We start from the raw sequence: 16,328 nt of genomic DNA, 5'->3' as shown, positions 1-16,328 counted from the left end.
CATTTGAACATAGTAGTGGCATCAGTATTAAAGGCAAAACCAGGGTTCATAGAATGGCCAACAAGGAACTAAAAAGACTGTTGCATCTATGTGCATTATCTGCTATCCAATACAATCCAGAAATCAAAAATTATTACAACAGAAAAAAGGATGAAGGCAAGCATAGCATGGCAGTTCTAAATGCTGTTCGAAATAAAATAGTGCTTAGGGTAGCAGCTGTGGTAAAAAATCAAACGCCTTTCAAAAATAATTATAAAATGGCAGCATAATACTTGTATATATCATAACAATCATGCTGACGTGTACCGATATTTCATCGGTAGCGTAGTCGAAGCATAAAACACCGAAACAAATGGCGGGGTTGAACTTGCGATAAAACACTAACCTTGTTTTTCAAAAAAAGCTAAAACTTTTTTAGGTTAAAGAAACTGTTTAAAAATGGTTCATAAAAATTACAGTCAGTCTGAGCGTAGTCGAAGACCCTTACATTAAACCCTTCGACTACGCTCAGGGTGACCACTCATTATGAAAATTATTTGGTTGAAATTTAAACAGTTGCTAAGTATTTCAATTTTTACAGAAAAACGCTATAAAATCAAGTTAAAAAAGTAAATTACGGCTATCAAATCCAATGAAAACCGAATATGGCCAATACCAAAAAAACTTCCACAACTGAACCAGCAAAGGGCATTGTAAAAGTAAAGGCAACAAAACCAGTCGTTGTGGAAAAAATAGAAAACTCATTTACAGATTATAGCAAAAGTGTTTGGGTACATAGTTTATTAACCGATTTTGATATTGCGCTTTTTGTATCTGGCAAACATTTTCGTTTGTACGAAAAAATGGGTGCGCATTTACTTACGGTAAATAAAACTGCTGGTACTTATTTCTCGGTTTGGGCGCCAAATGCGCAAGAGGTAAATGTAATTGGTAATTTTAACGAGTGGAATAAAGAAAGCCATAAATTAAACAAAAGATGGGATGCATCTGGTATTTGGGAAGGTTTTATTCCGCATGTAACTAAAGGAGAGGTTTATAAATATTATATTAAAGGATTTGATGGTTCTGATATCGAAAAGGGCGATCCTTTTGCCTTGCTATGGGAGCATCCGCCACAAAAAGCAAGTATTGTTTGGGATACAGCTTACACTTGGAAAGATAAAGATTGGTTAAAAAAGCGTGAAAAATTAACCGCTTTAGATAAACCTATGTCGGTTTACGAACTGCATTTAGGCTCGTGGCAACGTGACCCAAGTAACCCAGAACGAGTTTTAAGTTATGGCGAAATTGCGACAAGTTTGGTTCCGTATATTTTGGATATGGGTTTTACGCATGTAGAATTGATGCCGATTATGGAGTACCCATATTACCCATCGTGGGGATATCAGATTACTGGATATTTTGCTGCAAGTTCGAGACATGGCAGTCCGCAAGATTTAATGTATTTGATTGAGGAATTACACAAAAAAGATATCGGGGTAATTTTAGATTGGGTGCCGTCGCATTTTCCGGGAGATGCAAATGGCTTATTTAGTTTTGATGGTACGCATTTGTACGAACACGCCGATATGCGGAAAGGGTTTCACCCAGATTGGAAATCGTACATTTTTAACTACGATAGAAACGAAGTTCGCTCATTTTTAATTAGCAATGCCATGTTTTGGCTAGATCAGTTTCATGCCGATGGTTTGCGTGTAGACGCGGTTGCTTCGATGTTATACTTCGATTTTAGTAGAGGCGAAGGGGAGTTTGGTACCAATGAATATGGCGGAACAGAAAATTTAGGAGCGGTTAAGTTTTTAAAAGACATGAACGAAGCTGTTTATGGAAATTTTAAAGGCGTACATACAATTGCCGAAGAAAGTAGTACTTATGATGGCGTAACCCGACCCGTTTTTGCTGGCGGATTAGGTTTTGGCATGAAATGGATGATGGGTTGGATGAACGATACGTTAAAGTATTTTAAAAATGATCCGATTGCTAGAAAACATCATCATCATCAGTTAACCTTTAGCATGACTTATGCTTTTACCGAAAACTTTATGTTGCCGTTTTCGCATGATGAAGTGGTGCATGGTAAATCATCAATGATATACAAAATGCCTGGCGATGAGTGGCAAAAATTTGCAAATCTGCGTACGCTTTATGCTTACATGTTTACGCATCCGGGCACGAAATTACTGTTTATGGGTAATGAGTTTGCACAAACCAACGAATGGAATTTTACAGAATCGTTAAGTTGGGATTTGCTGCAACATGCGCCACACAAAGGAATGCAAGAGTTGGTTAAAGCTTTAAATAAACTTTACAGAACTGAACCTGCTTTGTATAAGTACAACTTTAGTTATGATGGTTTTGAATGGATAAATGCCGATGATGCCGACAATTCTGTCTTTGTATATTCTAGAAAATCTGATAAGGCAAAAGATACTTTGATTGTTGTTTTAAACTTAACGCCGGTTTTTAGAGAAACCTACCGCATTGGGGTGCCAAAAGGAAATTGGAAAGAAATTTTTAATACCGATACTGAAGCGTTTTATGGTAGTGGTAAATTGAATTTGAAAACTTTGCCGTCAGAAAATAAACCTTGGGATAACCAAACACAATCTATTGCAGTAAATATACCACCTTTGGGTGTTTGTGTATTTAAGAAGAGGTAATTTAAGTTTTTCTTTCTGTTAGTTTACTGCTTTGAAAATCAATTTTAAGCGCATAACATAGCTATATTTATGGTGAAATAATTTTGTTTAAATTTTAGGGATAGCAGTATTTAAATTTTATATAAATATTTTTATTGTGAGTTAAAAAAATTGAGAATTGATTAAGCATTTTCACTATATTTAATTTTTATCAATTTAATAAGTCAATGTCTCCTCAAAATTTTAATCAGTTTATTTAACGATGGAAAGAAAATCCAACAGGTTATCTCGCTGGTTTTTGATGAGGCCAAAAACAACCGGATTCTTATCTTTTTTGGTTCTTTTATTTCTTATATCTCTTATCGTTTATCAACGTTATCATTTATTTAAGGAGAATAAACAGAGAGAAATTACTAATATTTTAAATGGTGTTAAAGAGAAGGTTGAGCAATCTTTAAAAAATTCTTACACGGTTACTTTAACACTTGCATTAACTTTAGATAATAATGGAGTTCCAAGAAATTTTGAAAAAGTTGCTTCAAATCTAATTAAGACAAACCCTGATTTACAAGCTGTTCAATTGGTTCCGAAGGGTATTATTAAATATATTTATCCATTAAAAGGAAACGAACAAGCATTAAATTTAAATCTTTATAAAAGTCCACCACAAACTGTTTTTGAAGCAAAAAAGGCCATTGAAACTCGTAAAATGTATTTTCAAGGGCCGGTTAAACTTAACCAAGGTGGTATTGGTGTAATTGGTCGTTTACCATTATATATTAATGATGAGTTTTGGGGCTTTTCTGCAGTTGTAATTAAATTAGAAACACTTTTTAAGACAGTTGGAATTGATAATTCGAAATATAAAAATTATCAATTTCAATTTTCGAAGATAAATGAGTTTACCCATAGGGAAGATTTTTTTCTTCCTATGCCTAAAAATTTTGCTGATGCACAATCTCAATCAATCGTTTTTCCAGACGGTGATTGGAAGCTATATGTGGTAAACACCAATAAATACGAAACTTGGTTAGAACTAATTAGTGCAATAGCTTTTGGTTTGGCTTTGGCAGGTTTATCAAGTTATCTAATTACAAGGTTAATAAAAAAGCAATTACAGTTGCGTAATGTGGTTGAAGAACAGGCTTCGAAATTAATAGATGCAGAAAATAAGTATAAAAAGATTTTTGACCATGCTGCCATTGGAATAGCAAGAGTGAATAGCTTAACTGGCGAAATTTTGGAGGCAAATCATCATTTATGTGAGTTTTTAGGTTACAATGAGCAAGAGCTTTATTCAAAAAAGATAAAATCAATTATTTATGATGATGATTTAGAAACCGATAGAGATTTATTTAAGCAGCTAATGGCTGGTGAAATTAAGGAGCTTAAAAATGTAAAACGTTACGTACATAAAAATGGAGAAGTTATATGGGGCAATGTAATTATTACTCCTTTATGGGACGAGGGCGAAGAGCCCACACATCACATTGTGATTATAGAAGATATTACTAAGCGGAAAGAAGAAGAGCAGATTTTACGTGCTTCGCAGAACCGGATAGAATCTTTAATTAACACCATTGATGGGATAGTTTGGGAAGGAGATTTAGAAACACATGTATGTAGTTTTATAAGTAAAAAAGTAGAAGATATATTAGGGTATACGGTTGAAGAATGGAAGAAGAGTGATAGTTTTTGGTTTGATCATGTGCATCCAGACGATCAGCAAAAGGTTTTGGCCTATTTAAAAAATTTAATCCCTCATGGTAGTCAGCTTGACGAGGAATACAGAATGATTGCTAGTAACGGTAGTATAGTGTGGATAAGAGACATTGTAACCGTAGTAGCTGAAGCCAATCAATCGATAAAGTTGAGAGGGATTATGATTGACGTAACGAATAAAGTTAAAGCTGAACAGGCGCTTACGGAATCATTTAATTTAGTAAATGAGCAAAATAAACGTTTACTCAATTTCTCCTACATCGTTTCTCATAACCTACGTTCGCATGCTAGCAATATTTTAGGTATTTCTACTTTAATTCAAAACGCAAATACCGATGAAGATAGAGATGAAATGATACAGTTATTAAAAACTGTAGCTGAAAATCTGAATGAAACTTTATTTAATTTAAATAATATAGTAAATATTCAAACTAGCATTGATATTATTATTGAGCCATTAAAATTAAACGATTACATTAAAAGTGCTATAGCTACACAAAATTCGCAAATTTTGTTGAAAAGGGCTTCAATTAAAAATTTTGTTAAAGATTCTGCTTATGTAAATTTTAATAAATCTTATTTAGAAAGTATTTTACTCAATTTAATTTCAAATGCCTTACGTTATAGCCACCCAGATCGTGATCCAGTTATCCTTTTAAATTGTGTAGAAGAAAATGGTCAAATTGTTTTAAGTGTTGAAGATAATGGCGTAGGTATAGATTTAAATAAACATGGTGAAAAGATTTTCAATATCTATCAAACCTTTAATGGCAATGCCGATGCCCGAGGTTTTGGACTATTTATATCGAAAAATCAGGTAGAAGCTATGGGTGGAAAAATAGAAGTTGAAAGTGAAATTGATAAAGGAACTATATTTAAAATTTATTTTAAATTGAATAAATAGAAAAGAATTTAGTTAAAATTCTTCTAAAATATTAGATATGGGTTGGATGCAAACCCTATGATGTTATTTATCTCTTATTAATTTATAGGTAAATGCACAGAAAAAGTAGTTCCTAAACCTAAAGTGCTTTCTACAAATAGCTTTCCGCCTAGTGCATCAACATGTTTTTTTGCAAAGAACAAACCTAAACCTTTACCTGGGCTTAAGTCATTTAATTTTTTATAAGGTCTAAACAAGTCATCCTGATCTTTACTTAAATCAATGCCAATTCCATTATCCTTAATAGAAACAATCATGTAATTTTCACTTTTGTTTATAGCTATCTCCACAATTGGAATTTCTGTTTTTCGAAAGCGAATAGCGTTATATACAATATTATAAATTATGCTATATAGATAAGATTTATGAGATTTGATAATGCATTTATCTGTTGGTAAGACAAGTTTAGCACCAGATGATCCAATTAAATCACCAAGATCATATTTTATAGATAAAAAGATATCATGCAAATCAACAGGCTCAATAGTTAATTCAATGCTATGCCCAGCAATGGTTACCGCTCTACTTAAGTCTGTTAAAACCTGATCTAAAGATTGCGACGATTTTTTCAAATACTTGATATATTGCGACATGTTTTCTTCATCTTCTTTATCAACCTCAATTAAAGATATCAGTGCATTAATGTTCGCAATTGGCGATCTAAGGTTATGTGATATAATGTAAGCATAAGTTTCGAGTTCGCGATTTCTATTGTATAAATCACTCACTGAAAGCTGAAATTTTCGCTCAGCCTTTATTCTATCGGATATATCAACACCTATGCCTTGTATTTCAATTGCAGAATTAGTTTCATCTTTGATGCCAACAAAATCCCATATAGTGGTAAATGTCTCATTATCCTTATTGATCATTTCTAGCTCAATATTATTTATACTGCCTACTTCATTAATGCATTTTTTAATGATATCAATAATTTTTGGATGATCTATTTCAGAAAAACAAGAAAGAGAATAATCACCTATAAATTCGTCTTTAGTGCATGAATTAGAAAAATCGCGTTTAAACTTATCATTTACATAAACATATTTCATGTTTATATCAGTTCTAAGCACATAATTAGTTTGCGATGCAAGCAAACCGCTTTGTCTGGCCTCACTGTGTAACAACATTTTAATTTTACCCTCCATGCTTATTACAAGTATGTTAATAAGGATAAAGTTTATAAAACTCATGAACATGATATTGCAAGAAAAAGCAATCCAAGCACTAGTTGAATATTGTTGTATTAATATAGAATTGAATAATTTAAATTCAATTACTAGGCTTAGAAATAAGCAAGCTAAAAGGTTAAATAACAATGATAATATCCCAACTTTTTTATTAAATATGAGAGACATAATTATACTTGGAGCCATTAAATAGATTATGCCTGGGCCGTAAGAACCCAAAAAAATCATCAAAAAAACCGCAATTGTGTATAATAAAATGATAACCCAAATTTTCTTAACTTTATAAGAATAGCTTTTACTGTAAATTAGGTAGATAAGGCTGCCAGCCAAAATAAAATCTATGGCAGCAACTATATAACCAATATTAGTACCATTTTTAATCGCTAAATATGTTCCAGGTATAAGTGCAAGTAAGGCAAATGGGGGTAAATAGGCTATAAATACTGTGAAAATATGATCCCTGTAGTAAGTTATATCTTTGATTTGGCCGCTATCTTTCCAAGTACCATTTTTGCTAAAAGAAGACTCTAAACGTAAAAGTTTATAGGTTATTGAATTAATGGTATCTATAATTTGTCTCATTTTACATTAGGGATGTATAAAATGCTCATAATTTACAATATTAAAAAAAGTATTGGTTGATTATAGCGTTTAATTCAATTTCTTATTGCTAAAAGTTGTAACAAAGAATTAACCTTAATGTTTAAAATTGAAAAATTAACGGTTTCAAAATAATATAAAAAATTAAAAATTATCCATTAGGACAATTGCTACAGCGTTTACCTTTTAGGTATTTTTCACAGCAGTTCTTTTTTAGCTTTTTTTTCTTTTTGTCTTTTTCTTTATCCTTTTTTTTGTCTTTTTTCGACATAGCTGTTTTGGATTTATAATTTGCGACATAAGTTTTGTAAACACTCAACCAAATCTTTTATTACAACCAAAAAAGGTACACATTGTTCAAATATGTACCTTTTAAAAAATTTATAGCTACCTCTCTTTCAGGAGAGGGCAGGGGGAGAGGTTTAAGCTTCGCTGTTGTAAACGATTTGGCCAACGTGTTTATCAATTTGCCATCTTCCAGTGCCTTCTTCACCAATCACTTCAAATAATTCTAGGGCTCTACGTGCTTTGTATTCTTCTTCTCTTTGCTCTTTAAAGAACCAGTTTAAAAACTCTAACGTTACGTAATCTTGTTCTTTATGGCAACGAGCGGCAATATTTTTTAAAGATTGGGTAACGCTAATCTCTTGGTCCAAAGCATCCTCAAAAACTTCTCTAAATGAGTTATATTCCAACTTGATGTTGTTGATGTCTGGAGAGATGGAATTTCCGCCCATATCTAAAACGTATTTATATATTTTAAGTTGATGCGCTCTTTCTTCTTCTGCCTGCTTAAAAAAATAATCAGAAGAATAATCGAAACCGTTTCTATTGCACCATGATGCCATCGATAAATAGATGGCAGATGAATGCGCTTCTTTTTTGATTTGTTGATTGAGTAAAGTTTCGATATCCGTAGATAATAAAGACTTTACGCGGATAATATCTTTCATGACTTTAATGTTTGTTAACCTAATAACAATAAATATAAGCCGAAGTTCTGTAAGGAGAGAAAAAAATAATAATATGGAAAGATTCTAAGTCTAACCAATTAAAAAGCAAGGCGATGCAAGCGATCGTAAATGATATGGTTTAACTCAAGCATGGCAAATGTTCCTTTCAAAAGTTCTTTCATTTTAATAATTTGAAGCAAGGATAGCACATAACAATGATCGCAAGCGCAAATAAAAATGATTTCTAAATCTGCTGATTTTTCGCTGTTTAAAAGTAAATCCTCAATATCAATCTGATAAACTGCTTTTTTAAGCTTTAATAAATTGCGGTAATCAAAACGAGCTAATTTACCAGCAAAATCAATGTACCAACAGTTTTCACTGTCTGATTGATAAATAGCGCCATTTTTAGTGCTAAATACTTCGGTAAAATTGATAGATGGTAATGTTAGGGTTTCTTGCATTATTAACTGCTTATCTGTTATAAACAAAGATGCAAACTATTTAGACTAATTACAAATAGATTGAATAAAAAATGTTTTCATATCATCCCTAATCATAATCAGCCTGTTGACTGAGATACATGACTATTATTTGAAGAGCATTCTGTAATTGTTAATCACTAAAGGTTGATGAAGGTAAATTTTACTCCTATTGCATGAACGAGTGTAAAAAAATATAAAATTTACCCTCGTGTAAGATTTAGCGCATCAGCTATGCTTATTAAAGATGAATAAATCTTTTTTATATATTGGACACAAATTTTACTAGTCTTTTATGAATAATGATCAAAATTGGACTTTTTTAGAGAAGCTTGTTTTTAGATTTTCCTTCTCTTTATTGATTCTATTCATGTTCTTTTTTAACAATGGAACTCTGCCTTTTTTATCAATTATAGGTGGATTTATAGATAGTATATTGCATCAATTTATTCCGTGGTTGGCCAAAAGTTGGCATTTATCTGATGAGGTTTCGACTAAAATGAATGGTAGTGGTGATACTACTTATCATTATATGATGTTGTTATTTATTGGGCTTATTGTGCCGATAGTGGTTTTAATTTGGAGTTTGGTTGACCGAAAAAGTAAAAACTATCAACCTTCATATTATTGGCTAACTGTCTGTGTACGTTTTTATGTAGGCTTAATGTTAATCAATTATGGTTTAGTAAAAGTTGTTCAATTGCAATTTCCATTACCAGCCTTTGGTCGCTTGCTTACTACTTATGGAGAATCATCTCCTATGGGATTAGCTTGGACATTTTTAGGTTTTTCAAAAGGATATAACCTGTTTATGGGTATAGCTGAACTTATGGCTGGATTGCTTCTTTTTAGAAGAACGGTTGCTATAGGTGCTATTATAACGCTAATGACTACAGCCAATGTAATGGCAGTAAATTATTTTTATGATGTACCTGTCAAAATTGTGTCTACTGCTTTAGTGCTAATGTGTTTATTTCTTTTGTTGCCCAATTTTAAAAGACTTTTTAAATTGTTTTTTATAGGAGAAGGAACAACCTTGATCGCTATAAATCCCCCAATTATTAAGAAGCGCTGGAAGCGTAATACTAAGTACACATTGAAATATTTATTGATCGCTTTAATGGTTTTGGGTGGCATATTTAATGTTTACACAAGCTATAGTAAGTATGGTGCTGGCAAACCAAAATCACCTTTATATGGAGCTTATAAGGTTGATAAATTTATAAGAGGGAACAAAATTGTTTTAGCTGGCGATAGCACCTATAGTCCTTGGCAAATACTTATTTTGCAAGGCATAGATAATGGAGCAATTAAAGATGCCAATGGCTTAGCATATGCGGAAATAACTACAGATACAGTATCAAAGAAAATAAGCTTTGTATTTGCTAATGATCCAGACGCTAAACAGGAATTGAATTATGAGAAAAATGGAGAAAGATTAATTTTGAAAGGGAAATTTTACGGTACTGATGTTAACATTAGTTTAACAAAAATGAAATTTCAATTAATTGATAGAAAGCTAAATTGGATCAATGAAACGCCTTATAATAGGTGATAGGTAAGTAATTATACACAATATTTAGAGCTAAAAAACAATTGTAGTAAGAAAAAATATGTAATATCTCCGTCTAACTTGCATTGACTCCCATTGCATACAAAATAATATTTACTCCAAATTTGGTATTGTCTTCGGCTAAAAAGCGTTTGTTTTTAAAGTCGTAATCCCATTCGCAGCCGTAATCTTTGTTGCTGTACAAAACGCCAATCCTATTATTAATGCTAATTGCTTTTAAATAGTCGTGTACCAAATCATCTCCCCATCCATTTAGTTCAAATGAGGTAGTAGGTGGGCCTTTTTCGAACTTAAAAAAGGAATTGTAAATAGCGTGTGTATTAGGGATTTTCTTTAAAGCTTGCGCACCAAATAAATTGCTCATTTGCGTTTCGAACGATTTTGCGAATAAACCATCTATATCGTGGTTGCAGTCATCTACAAATACAAAACCACCATTTTGTACATAACTTTTAAAGTTGCTTGCCTCTTGCTTGCTAAATTGCACCAATTTATGGCCGCTTAAATAACAGAAAGGATATTTAAATACATCGTTGCTGCTTAGTTCTACAATTTTTTCTTCCTCATCAAGAGGGATGGTTGTATATTCTAGTAGAGAGTTGAGTAAATTTGATGGCATACGTTGGTCGGTATCCCAATCTCCAGAATTATATTTTAATCTCGCGAATGTAAACTTAGCCCTATGCATCCCCCTAAATTAGCATCAATTTTTCTTATTGTTTATTTTTTATACTGGTATCTTGTAAATTTTTTGATATTTACGAAGTTCTTGGCAGTATTTATGCCAATATCGCCCTATATTGAAGCACATTATTCATCAATCAAAAAACATTTGTTTTGGAGCTTACAGAAAATAACGTTAAAACGCTTATTGGTAAAATTTCTTTGTTAAAAGGAGAAATTCAAAAGGTAATTGTTGGTCAGGATACGATAATTGAAGAGATGTTAATTGCCTTAATGGCTGGTGGACATTGTCTGTTAGAGGGTGTGCCTGGTTTGGCAAAAACTTTAATGGTAAGAACCATGTCTCAGGCTTTGGATTTGTCGTTTAGAAGGATACAGTTTACCCCAGATTTGATGCCATCTGATATTATCGGCACAGAAATTTTAGAAGAAGACCACGCCACTGGCAAGCGTTTTTTTAAATTTAACAAAGGGCCGTTGTTTGCAAACATTGTTTTAGCAGATGAGGTAAACAGAACACCACCAAAAACCCAATCGGCATTGTTAGAAGCAATGCAAGAATTTGAAGTAACTTATGCCGGACAAACCTATCCATTAGATCGTCCGTTTTTTATATTGGCAACCCAAAACCCAATAGAGCAAGCCGGCACCTATCCGCTGCCCGAAGCCCAGTTAGATCGTTTTCTGTTGTATATTAAAATTGGCTATCCTACAGCGGCAGAAGAAACTCAAATTTTAAGCAGTACAACCGGAAGTAAAAAGGTGGTTGTAAATCCCGTTATCGGTGCCGAAGAAATTAAACAACTGCAGCAATTAACACGTGAAGTAACCATTAGCGATGACTTGGTAACTTATGTAAGTGATTTAATTAGGGCAACGCGACCAGATACCACTAATGTAGCTTTTGTAAAAGAGTGGGTGCGTTGGGGTGCAGGCCCAAGAGCTGGCCAAGCATTAATTTTAACTGCTAAAGCTAGGGCTTTATTTAAAGGTAGATACGCCGTTTTAATGGAAGATTTACAGGCAATGGCCTATCCGGTTTTACGCCATAGGGTTTTAATGAATTTTAAAGCAGAGGCTGAAAACGTTTTTCCAGACCAAGTTACTGCAGAATTAATCAAAGTAATTGCTCGATCTAAAACTGCTATTTAATGAGTAAGTTGCTCGATCCGAAAATTTTGATGGCCATTAAAGACCTTAATCTATCTGCTAAAACTACTGTAGATGGATTTATGAATGGCATTAATAAAAGCGTGATCAAAGGTCAGGGTTTAGAATTTAGCCAATATAGAAGTTACCAACCAGGTGATGATTTACGATCGCTAGATTGGAAAATGTTTGCCCGTTCTGATCGTTATTACATCAGGGAATCTGAAGTGGAGACCAATATTTCCATCCGCTTTTTGGTTGATGCCAGTGCATCGATGAACCATCATGATGGAGATTTTACAAAAATTGAATATGCCAAATATCTGGTTGCTAGTTTAGCTTATCTAGCGAATTTACAAGGTGATGCAATTGGTTTGTATGTGTTTAAAGATGCAGACTTATTTGCGATGGCTGCAAAGCAAGATTATCAGCATTTGAGTCGCCTGTTTTTTCAATTAGAGCAGCTTAAGCCAGCTGGTTCATTTACGCAACCTATACATTATAAAGCACTTTTTACAGGTGCACAAAAGCGAGAGTTATTGGTGTTTGTAACAGATGTTTACCAAAGCAATGCTGAGATTTTTGACTTGTTAGATACGCTAAACTCCCTTAGGCACGAAATTGTAGTTTTTCATTTGCTTGCTAGAAATGAAGTGGAGTTAGATTTTAAGGGTTACACTACTTTTGAGGATTTAGAAACCGGAGCAACTGTACAAATTGATCAAGTAAAAGCCAGAAAGCATTATCAAGAAAACTTGAATAGGTTTTTGGAAGAAACAAGAATGAAAATGTTAGATCGAAAGATTTATTACAGAACCTTAATTACTGATCAGGCATTGGATCAGGCATTGAGGGATTTTTTAAAACAAAGAAATAAACTGAGTATATAAATTGCAATTATTATATCCCTTTGGTTTTTTAGCGCTTATAGGTTTACTTATTCCTGTAATTATACACCTATGGAGTGTTAAACAAGGCAAAACCCTAAAAATTGGAAGCATTGCTTTGTTGGGCGAAAGCGCTAGTGCAACCAGCAGAAGTTTTAAACTAACAGATTGGTTGTTGTTTATTTTGAGGTGTTTATTGATTATCCTTGTTGCATTTATTTTAGCACAACCTTTTTTTAAAACAAAAGTTGATGAACAGAAAATTTCTGGATGGATTTTAGCTGCACCTAATGAGCTTAATCAAGTTTACAAAACCAATCAAAAAACAATAAATTCATTATTAAATTTAGGATACGAGCTACATGAGTTTAACCTAGGCTTTAAAAAAATGGACTTGGCTGATACAGCAACATCTAATAATGTAAATAGCCAATTAAGTTACAGCTCTTTGTTAAAAGCACTCGAGTATAAAATTCCATCCGGTCATACTGCTTATGTTTATGCTGATGATAAGTTGAATAATTTCAGTGGAGAAATACCTAAAATTTCTTATAATCTAATTTGGAAAGCGAATTTAGATAAGGATAGTACAAAATTTTGGTCTACGAATTATTTGGGTAAAGCTTATGAGGCAAAATCTACTACTAGTGCTACCACCTATACGGAAGCGAGGAAGTCAAATTTACCTTCACTTTCAGTTGCTATTTATGAACCAAGTGGTAATGATGCCCAATATGTAAAAGCTGCCCTCAACTCGATTGCCTATTTTAGCAAAAGAGAAATTTTGGTGCAAAACTTTAGTCGTGCAAAAGCAAAAAAAGCAGATATTATTTTTTGGTTATCAGAGCAAGCTATCAATTCTTACCAAACAGAGCTGAAACCAAATGCCAAAATATTTACTTACCAAAAGGGTAAAGTCGAAAATTTAAATAATGCCACTTTACAATTAGCTAAAGGTTTGAATGATGAAACGTTAGTAAATCTTTATAAAAGAGTTGAGTTCGATGACCAAAAAGGTGTTCTAATATGGAAGGATAGTTTTGGCGAGCCTTTGTTAATGAGGAATTCTAATAATAATTTTATTTATTTCAATTTTTTCAGCAGGCTTAATCCACAGTTTACAGATTTGGTATGGAATGATCAATTTGTAAGTGCCTTAATGCCGATTGTTTTAGGAGGAGAAAAGGTGGCAGATTTTGGCTTTGAAACTAATGAATTAGACCAGCGAACAATTTCTAAAAATCAACTATTAACAACTGGCGCTGTAAATGCACTCTCATTTTCTAAGGTAGAAAAAGACGAACCGCTAAATCGCTTATTTTGGATTTTGGCTTTCTTGATTTTGTTGTTAGAACGTATTTTATCATTCAGAAAAACAAATATGAATTATGTTAAACGCTGAGTGTAAAAATTGGGTTCATCATTTTAGAAGAAAGTGGATTGCGCTTTACTTTGCTCAAATTACTGCACTTAGTTTGGCAATTGCATTAATTTTGATTTGTGTATGTGCAATTTTGTTTTCAGTTGACTTTAAAATCTGGCAGTTATTGCCATCATTTGTTGCGGTATTTATTGGCTTTATAATTTTTAAGCCTACTTGGAAAATCACAGTTAATGAGGCAGCAAAATATCTTAATGCTAATTTTTTACAGTTAGAAGAAAGTAGTAGTCTTTGCCTAAAGCCAGAAGACGAATTAACAATACTTGAAAAATTACAACTTCAGAAAATAACTCAACATTTACCTATTCGAGGTGCTTTAGATAAAGCTTGGCGTAAATTTTGGCTTTGTGTTTTGGCGTTCGTAGTTACCTTAGTTGGAGCATATTTAATAAAAAATTTTTACGGGCACGAAATTATTGCAGAACGATATCATATCTCTAAAAATAGTGATTTGGCAAAAAAGGAAACTATTCTACCTCAAATTTCTAATTTTCAAATCAACATTATACCACCAAATTATACGCATAAAGCTACGAGGTCTCAAAAAACTTTTGCCATTAAAGCAGAATGGGGAGCTGATGTAAAATGGAATATATCAACCAATATAGCTGTACAAAAACTTCGCTTGGTGTTTAATGATAAAGCATTTTTAAGCTTCACCAAAGTAAATGACCTGAAATGGAAACTCAGTAAAACCATCACTCAGTCTGGCTTTTATCAAGTAGAAATAGATGGTAAAAGATCTGATCTCTATCAAATTGAGGTGGTGCCAGATTTACCTGTGCAAATTAAGATTACCAAACCTAAAATACAAACCACCATAGATGTTGGGCAAATACCAAAAGTAGATTTATCTGTAAATTTGGTAGACGATTATGGAATTAAGGATGCCTATATTTCGGCAACGCTATCTAGCGGAAAAGGCGAAGGGGTTAGTTTTACAGAGGAAAAGTTAAACTTTACTGTAAATTTTGCAGGCAAAAAAAACATCGTATTATCTAAACTTTTAGACTTAACAAAGCTAGGGATGAAACCAGGTGATGAACTTTATTTTTTTGTTCATGCTACGGATAATCATAACCAATCCAGCAGATCTGAAGTTTATATGGTTTCTATTGTTGATACAACCGAACTAATGAGCATGGCTGGGATGACAAATGGTGTTGATCTAGTTCCTGAATATTTTAGAAGTCAGCGACAAATTATTATCGACACCGAAAAATTGTTAAAAGAGCAGGTAACAGTTACTGAGGAAGAATTTAAAAACCGAGCCAATAACTTAGGCATGGACCAAAAACTGCTCAGGTTAAGATATGGTAAATTTTTAGGAGAGGAATCTGAAACTGAAATTGGAGGTGAAGAACATAGTGAAGGTGATGGACACGACCACGGAGAAACAAAATTTGGAGATGTACAAGCCTTGATGGACGAATATGCACATAAACATGATATTGCAGAAGATGCCACTTTTTTTGAACCTGAATTAAAAACTCAACTTAAATTGGTTTTAAATGAAATGTGGAGTGCCGAACTGAGATTAAGAACCTATAAACCACAAGAAGCTTTACCTTTTGAGTACAAAGCATTACGTTTATTGAAAGATTTGCAGCAAAAATCTCGAGCTTATGTAGCAAAAACTACCATCAAAGCAATACAGTTAAAACCAGAAAAACGTTTATCTGGAGAGTTGGATAAAATTACAAATTCGACACAGAAAGCAACATTTGATCAAAAAGATGAGGAAACTGAACTAAAAACAGTGTTGGCAATTTTAGAAAAAAGAAAGATAAACAATAGGTTTGAATATGGAGAAAAAGAGTTTTTACAAGCTGCCGAAGCAAAGCTGATTAGTGCTGCCGCTAAACAGCCTGGCTCTTTTTTACCAGCTTTAAAAAGTTTAAGGAAGCTAAGTATTGCAAAAAATGTTAGCAGAAAAGATATAGAAACGGTGCAAAGTGCAATTGATCGATTATTGGGTTTTGAAACCAGTAAGCCAAATTTAGAACAATCGGCGCCCAACCAAAAATTAGCTCAACGTTACTTCAATTACCTTAAAAATTAGAGC

12 protein-coding genes are annotated in these 16,328 nt (G+C 33.0%); 8 read left to right on the top strand and 4 right to left on the bottom strand.

Features of this window, described 5'->3' with window-relative positions; translation table 11 throughout:
• The 3 genes from FA045_RS13475 to FA045_RS13465 all read left to right on the top strand — a co-directional run.
• A partial coding sequence (locus FA045_RS13475) for a transposase (protein ID WP_136877602.1) occupies positions 1–269 on the top strand: 269 nt, incomplete at its 5' end.
• Positions 270–644: 375 nt separating this feature from the next.
• Positions 645–2,660 (top strand): 1,4-alpha-glucan branching protein GlgB, encoded by a 2,016-nt coding sequence (gene glgB / locus FA045_RS13470; RefSeq protein WP_136877601.1) that lies wholly within the window; start codon positions 645–647, stop codon positions 2,658–2,660.
• Positions 2,661–2,901: 241 nt separating this feature from the next.
• The gene (locus FA045_RS13465) at positions 2,902–5,265 is read left to right on the top strand and encodes a sensor histidine kinase (RefSeq protein ID WP_136877600.1); all 2,364 of its coding nucleotides are present in this window, start codon (positions 2,902–2,904) and stop codon (positions 5,263–5,265) included.
• A gap of 77 nt (positions 5,266–5,342) precedes the next feature.
• Here FA045_RS13465 and FA045_RS13460 read toward each other — a convergent pair whose 3' ends face one another.
• The 3 genes from FA045_RS13460 to FA045_RS13450 form a co-directional block, all read right to left on the bottom strand.
• Entirely contained in the window at positions 5,343–7,076 is a 1,734-nt protein-coding gene (locus tag FA045_RS13460; protein WP_136877599.1) for an ATP-binding protein, read from the bottom strand.
• Between the two features lie 440 nt (positions 7,077–7,516).
• The gene (locus FA045_RS13455) at positions 7,517–8,047 is read right to left on the bottom strand and encodes a ferritin (protein ID WP_136877598.1); all 531 of its coding nucleotides are present in this window, start codon (positions 8,045–8,047) and stop codon (positions 7,517–7,519) included.
• 98 nt (positions 8,048–8,145) lie between these two features.
• Entirely contained in the window at positions 8,146–8,511 is a 366-nt protein-coding gene (locus FA045_RS13450) for a hypothetical protein (RefSeq protein WP_136877597.1), read from the bottom strand.
• Between the two features lie 313 nt (positions 8,512–8,824).
• Here FA045_RS13450 and FA045_RS13445 point away from each other — a divergent pair, with 313 nt between their 5' ends.
• A complete protein-coding gene (locus tag FA045_RS13445) occupies positions 8,825–10,084 on the top strand; it encodes a hypothetical protein (RefSeq protein ID WP_136877596.1) in 1,260 nt (419 codons plus the stop codon).
• Positions 10,085–10,157: 73 nt separating this feature from the next.
• On the opposite strand, the gene FA045_RS13440 is transcribed toward FA045_RS13445, so the two are convergent.
• Complete coding sequence (locus FA045_RS13440; RefSeq protein ID WP_136877595.1) at positions 10,158–10,790, bottom strand: DUF4159 domain-containing protein; 633 nt, start codon at positions 10,788–10,790, stop codon at positions 10,158–10,160.
• Positions 10,791–10,939: 149 nt separating this feature from the next.
• On the opposite strand from FA045_RS13440, the gene FA045_RS13435 reads away from it, so the two are divergent.
• From FA045_RS13435 to FA045_RS13420, 4 genes are read left to right on the top strand one after another with little or no spacing between them, the layout of a single operon-like run.
• Positions 10,940–11,938, top strand: coding sequence for an AAA family ATPase (locus FA045_RS13435; protein ID WP_136877594.1), 999 nt, complete (start codon positions 10,940–10,942; stop codon positions 11,936–11,938).
• Positions 11,938–12,825 carry a DUF58 domain-containing protein gene (locus tag FA045_RS13430; protein ID WP_225871341.1) on the top strand — a complete coding sequence of 296 codons (888 nt, stop codon included), beginning with the start codon at positions 11,938–11,940 and terminating at the stop codon, positions 12,823–12,825. Before FA045_RS13435 ends, FA045_RS13430 begins: the two co-directional genes overlap by 1 nt.
• A 1-nt stretch (position 12,826) precedes the next feature.
• Positions 12,827–14,224 carry a BatA domain-containing protein gene (locus FA045_RS13425; protein WP_136877593.1) on the top strand — a complete coding sequence of 466 codons (1,398 nt, stop codon included), beginning with the start codon at positions 12,827–12,829 and terminating at the stop codon, positions 14,222–14,224.
• Positions 14,211–16,325: a DUF4175 family protein gene (locus tag FA045_RS13420; protein ID WP_136877592.1), complete on the top strand. Its 2,115-nt coding sequence runs from the start codon at positions 14,211–14,213 to the stop codon at positions 16,323–16,325. Before FA045_RS13425 ends, FA045_RS13420 begins: the two co-directional genes overlap by 14 nt.
• The last annotated feature ends 3 nt before the right edge of the window (positions 16,326–16,328 follow it).

This window comes from Pedobacter cryotolerans (assembly GCF_005116475.1).
Classification (GTDB): domain Bacteria; phylum Bacteroidota; class Bacteroidia; order Sphingobacteriales; family Sphingobacteriaceae; genus Pedobacter; species Pedobacter cryotolerans.
This window is presented reverse-complemented; position numbering and strand designations above follow the sequence as displayed.

Excerpts from the sequence above, each read along its gene's own strand:
- glgB (WP_136877601.1), top strand. The coding sequence starts at position 645 with ATGGCCAATACCAAAAAAACTTCCACAACTGAACCAGCAAAGGGCATT.
- FA045_RS13465 (WP_136877600.1), top strand. The coding sequence starts at position 2,902 with ATGGAAAGAAAATCCAACAGGTTATCTCGCTGGTTTTTGATGAGGCCA.
- FA045_RS13460 (WP_136877599.1), bottom strand. The coding sequence starts at position 7,076 with ATGAGACAAATTATAGATACCATTAATTCAATAACCTATAAACTTTTA.
- FA045_RS13455 (WP_136877598.1), bottom strand. The coding sequence starts at position 8,047 with ATGAAAGATATTATCCGCGTAAAGTCTTTATTATCTACGGATATCGAA.
- FA045_RS13450 (WP_136877597.1), bottom strand. The coding sequence starts at position 8,511 with ATGCAAGAAACCCTAACATTACCATCTATCAATTTTACCGAAGTATTT.
- FA045_RS13445 (WP_136877596.1), top strand. The coding sequence starts at position 8,825 with ATGAATAATGATCAAAATTGGACTTTTTTAGAGAAGCTTGTTTTTAGA.
- FA045_RS13440 (WP_136877595.1), bottom strand. The coding sequence starts at position 10,790 with ATGCATAGGGCTAAGTTTACATTCGCGAGATTAAAATATAATTCTGGA.
- FA045_RS13430 (WP_225871341.1), top strand. The coding sequence starts at position 11,938 with ATGAGTAAGTTGCTCGATCCGAAAATTTTGATGGCCATTAAAGACCTT.
- FA045_RS13420 (WP_136877592.1), top strand. The coding sequence starts at position 14,211 with ATGTTAAACGCTGAGTGTAAAAATTGGGTTCATCATTTTAGAAGAAAG.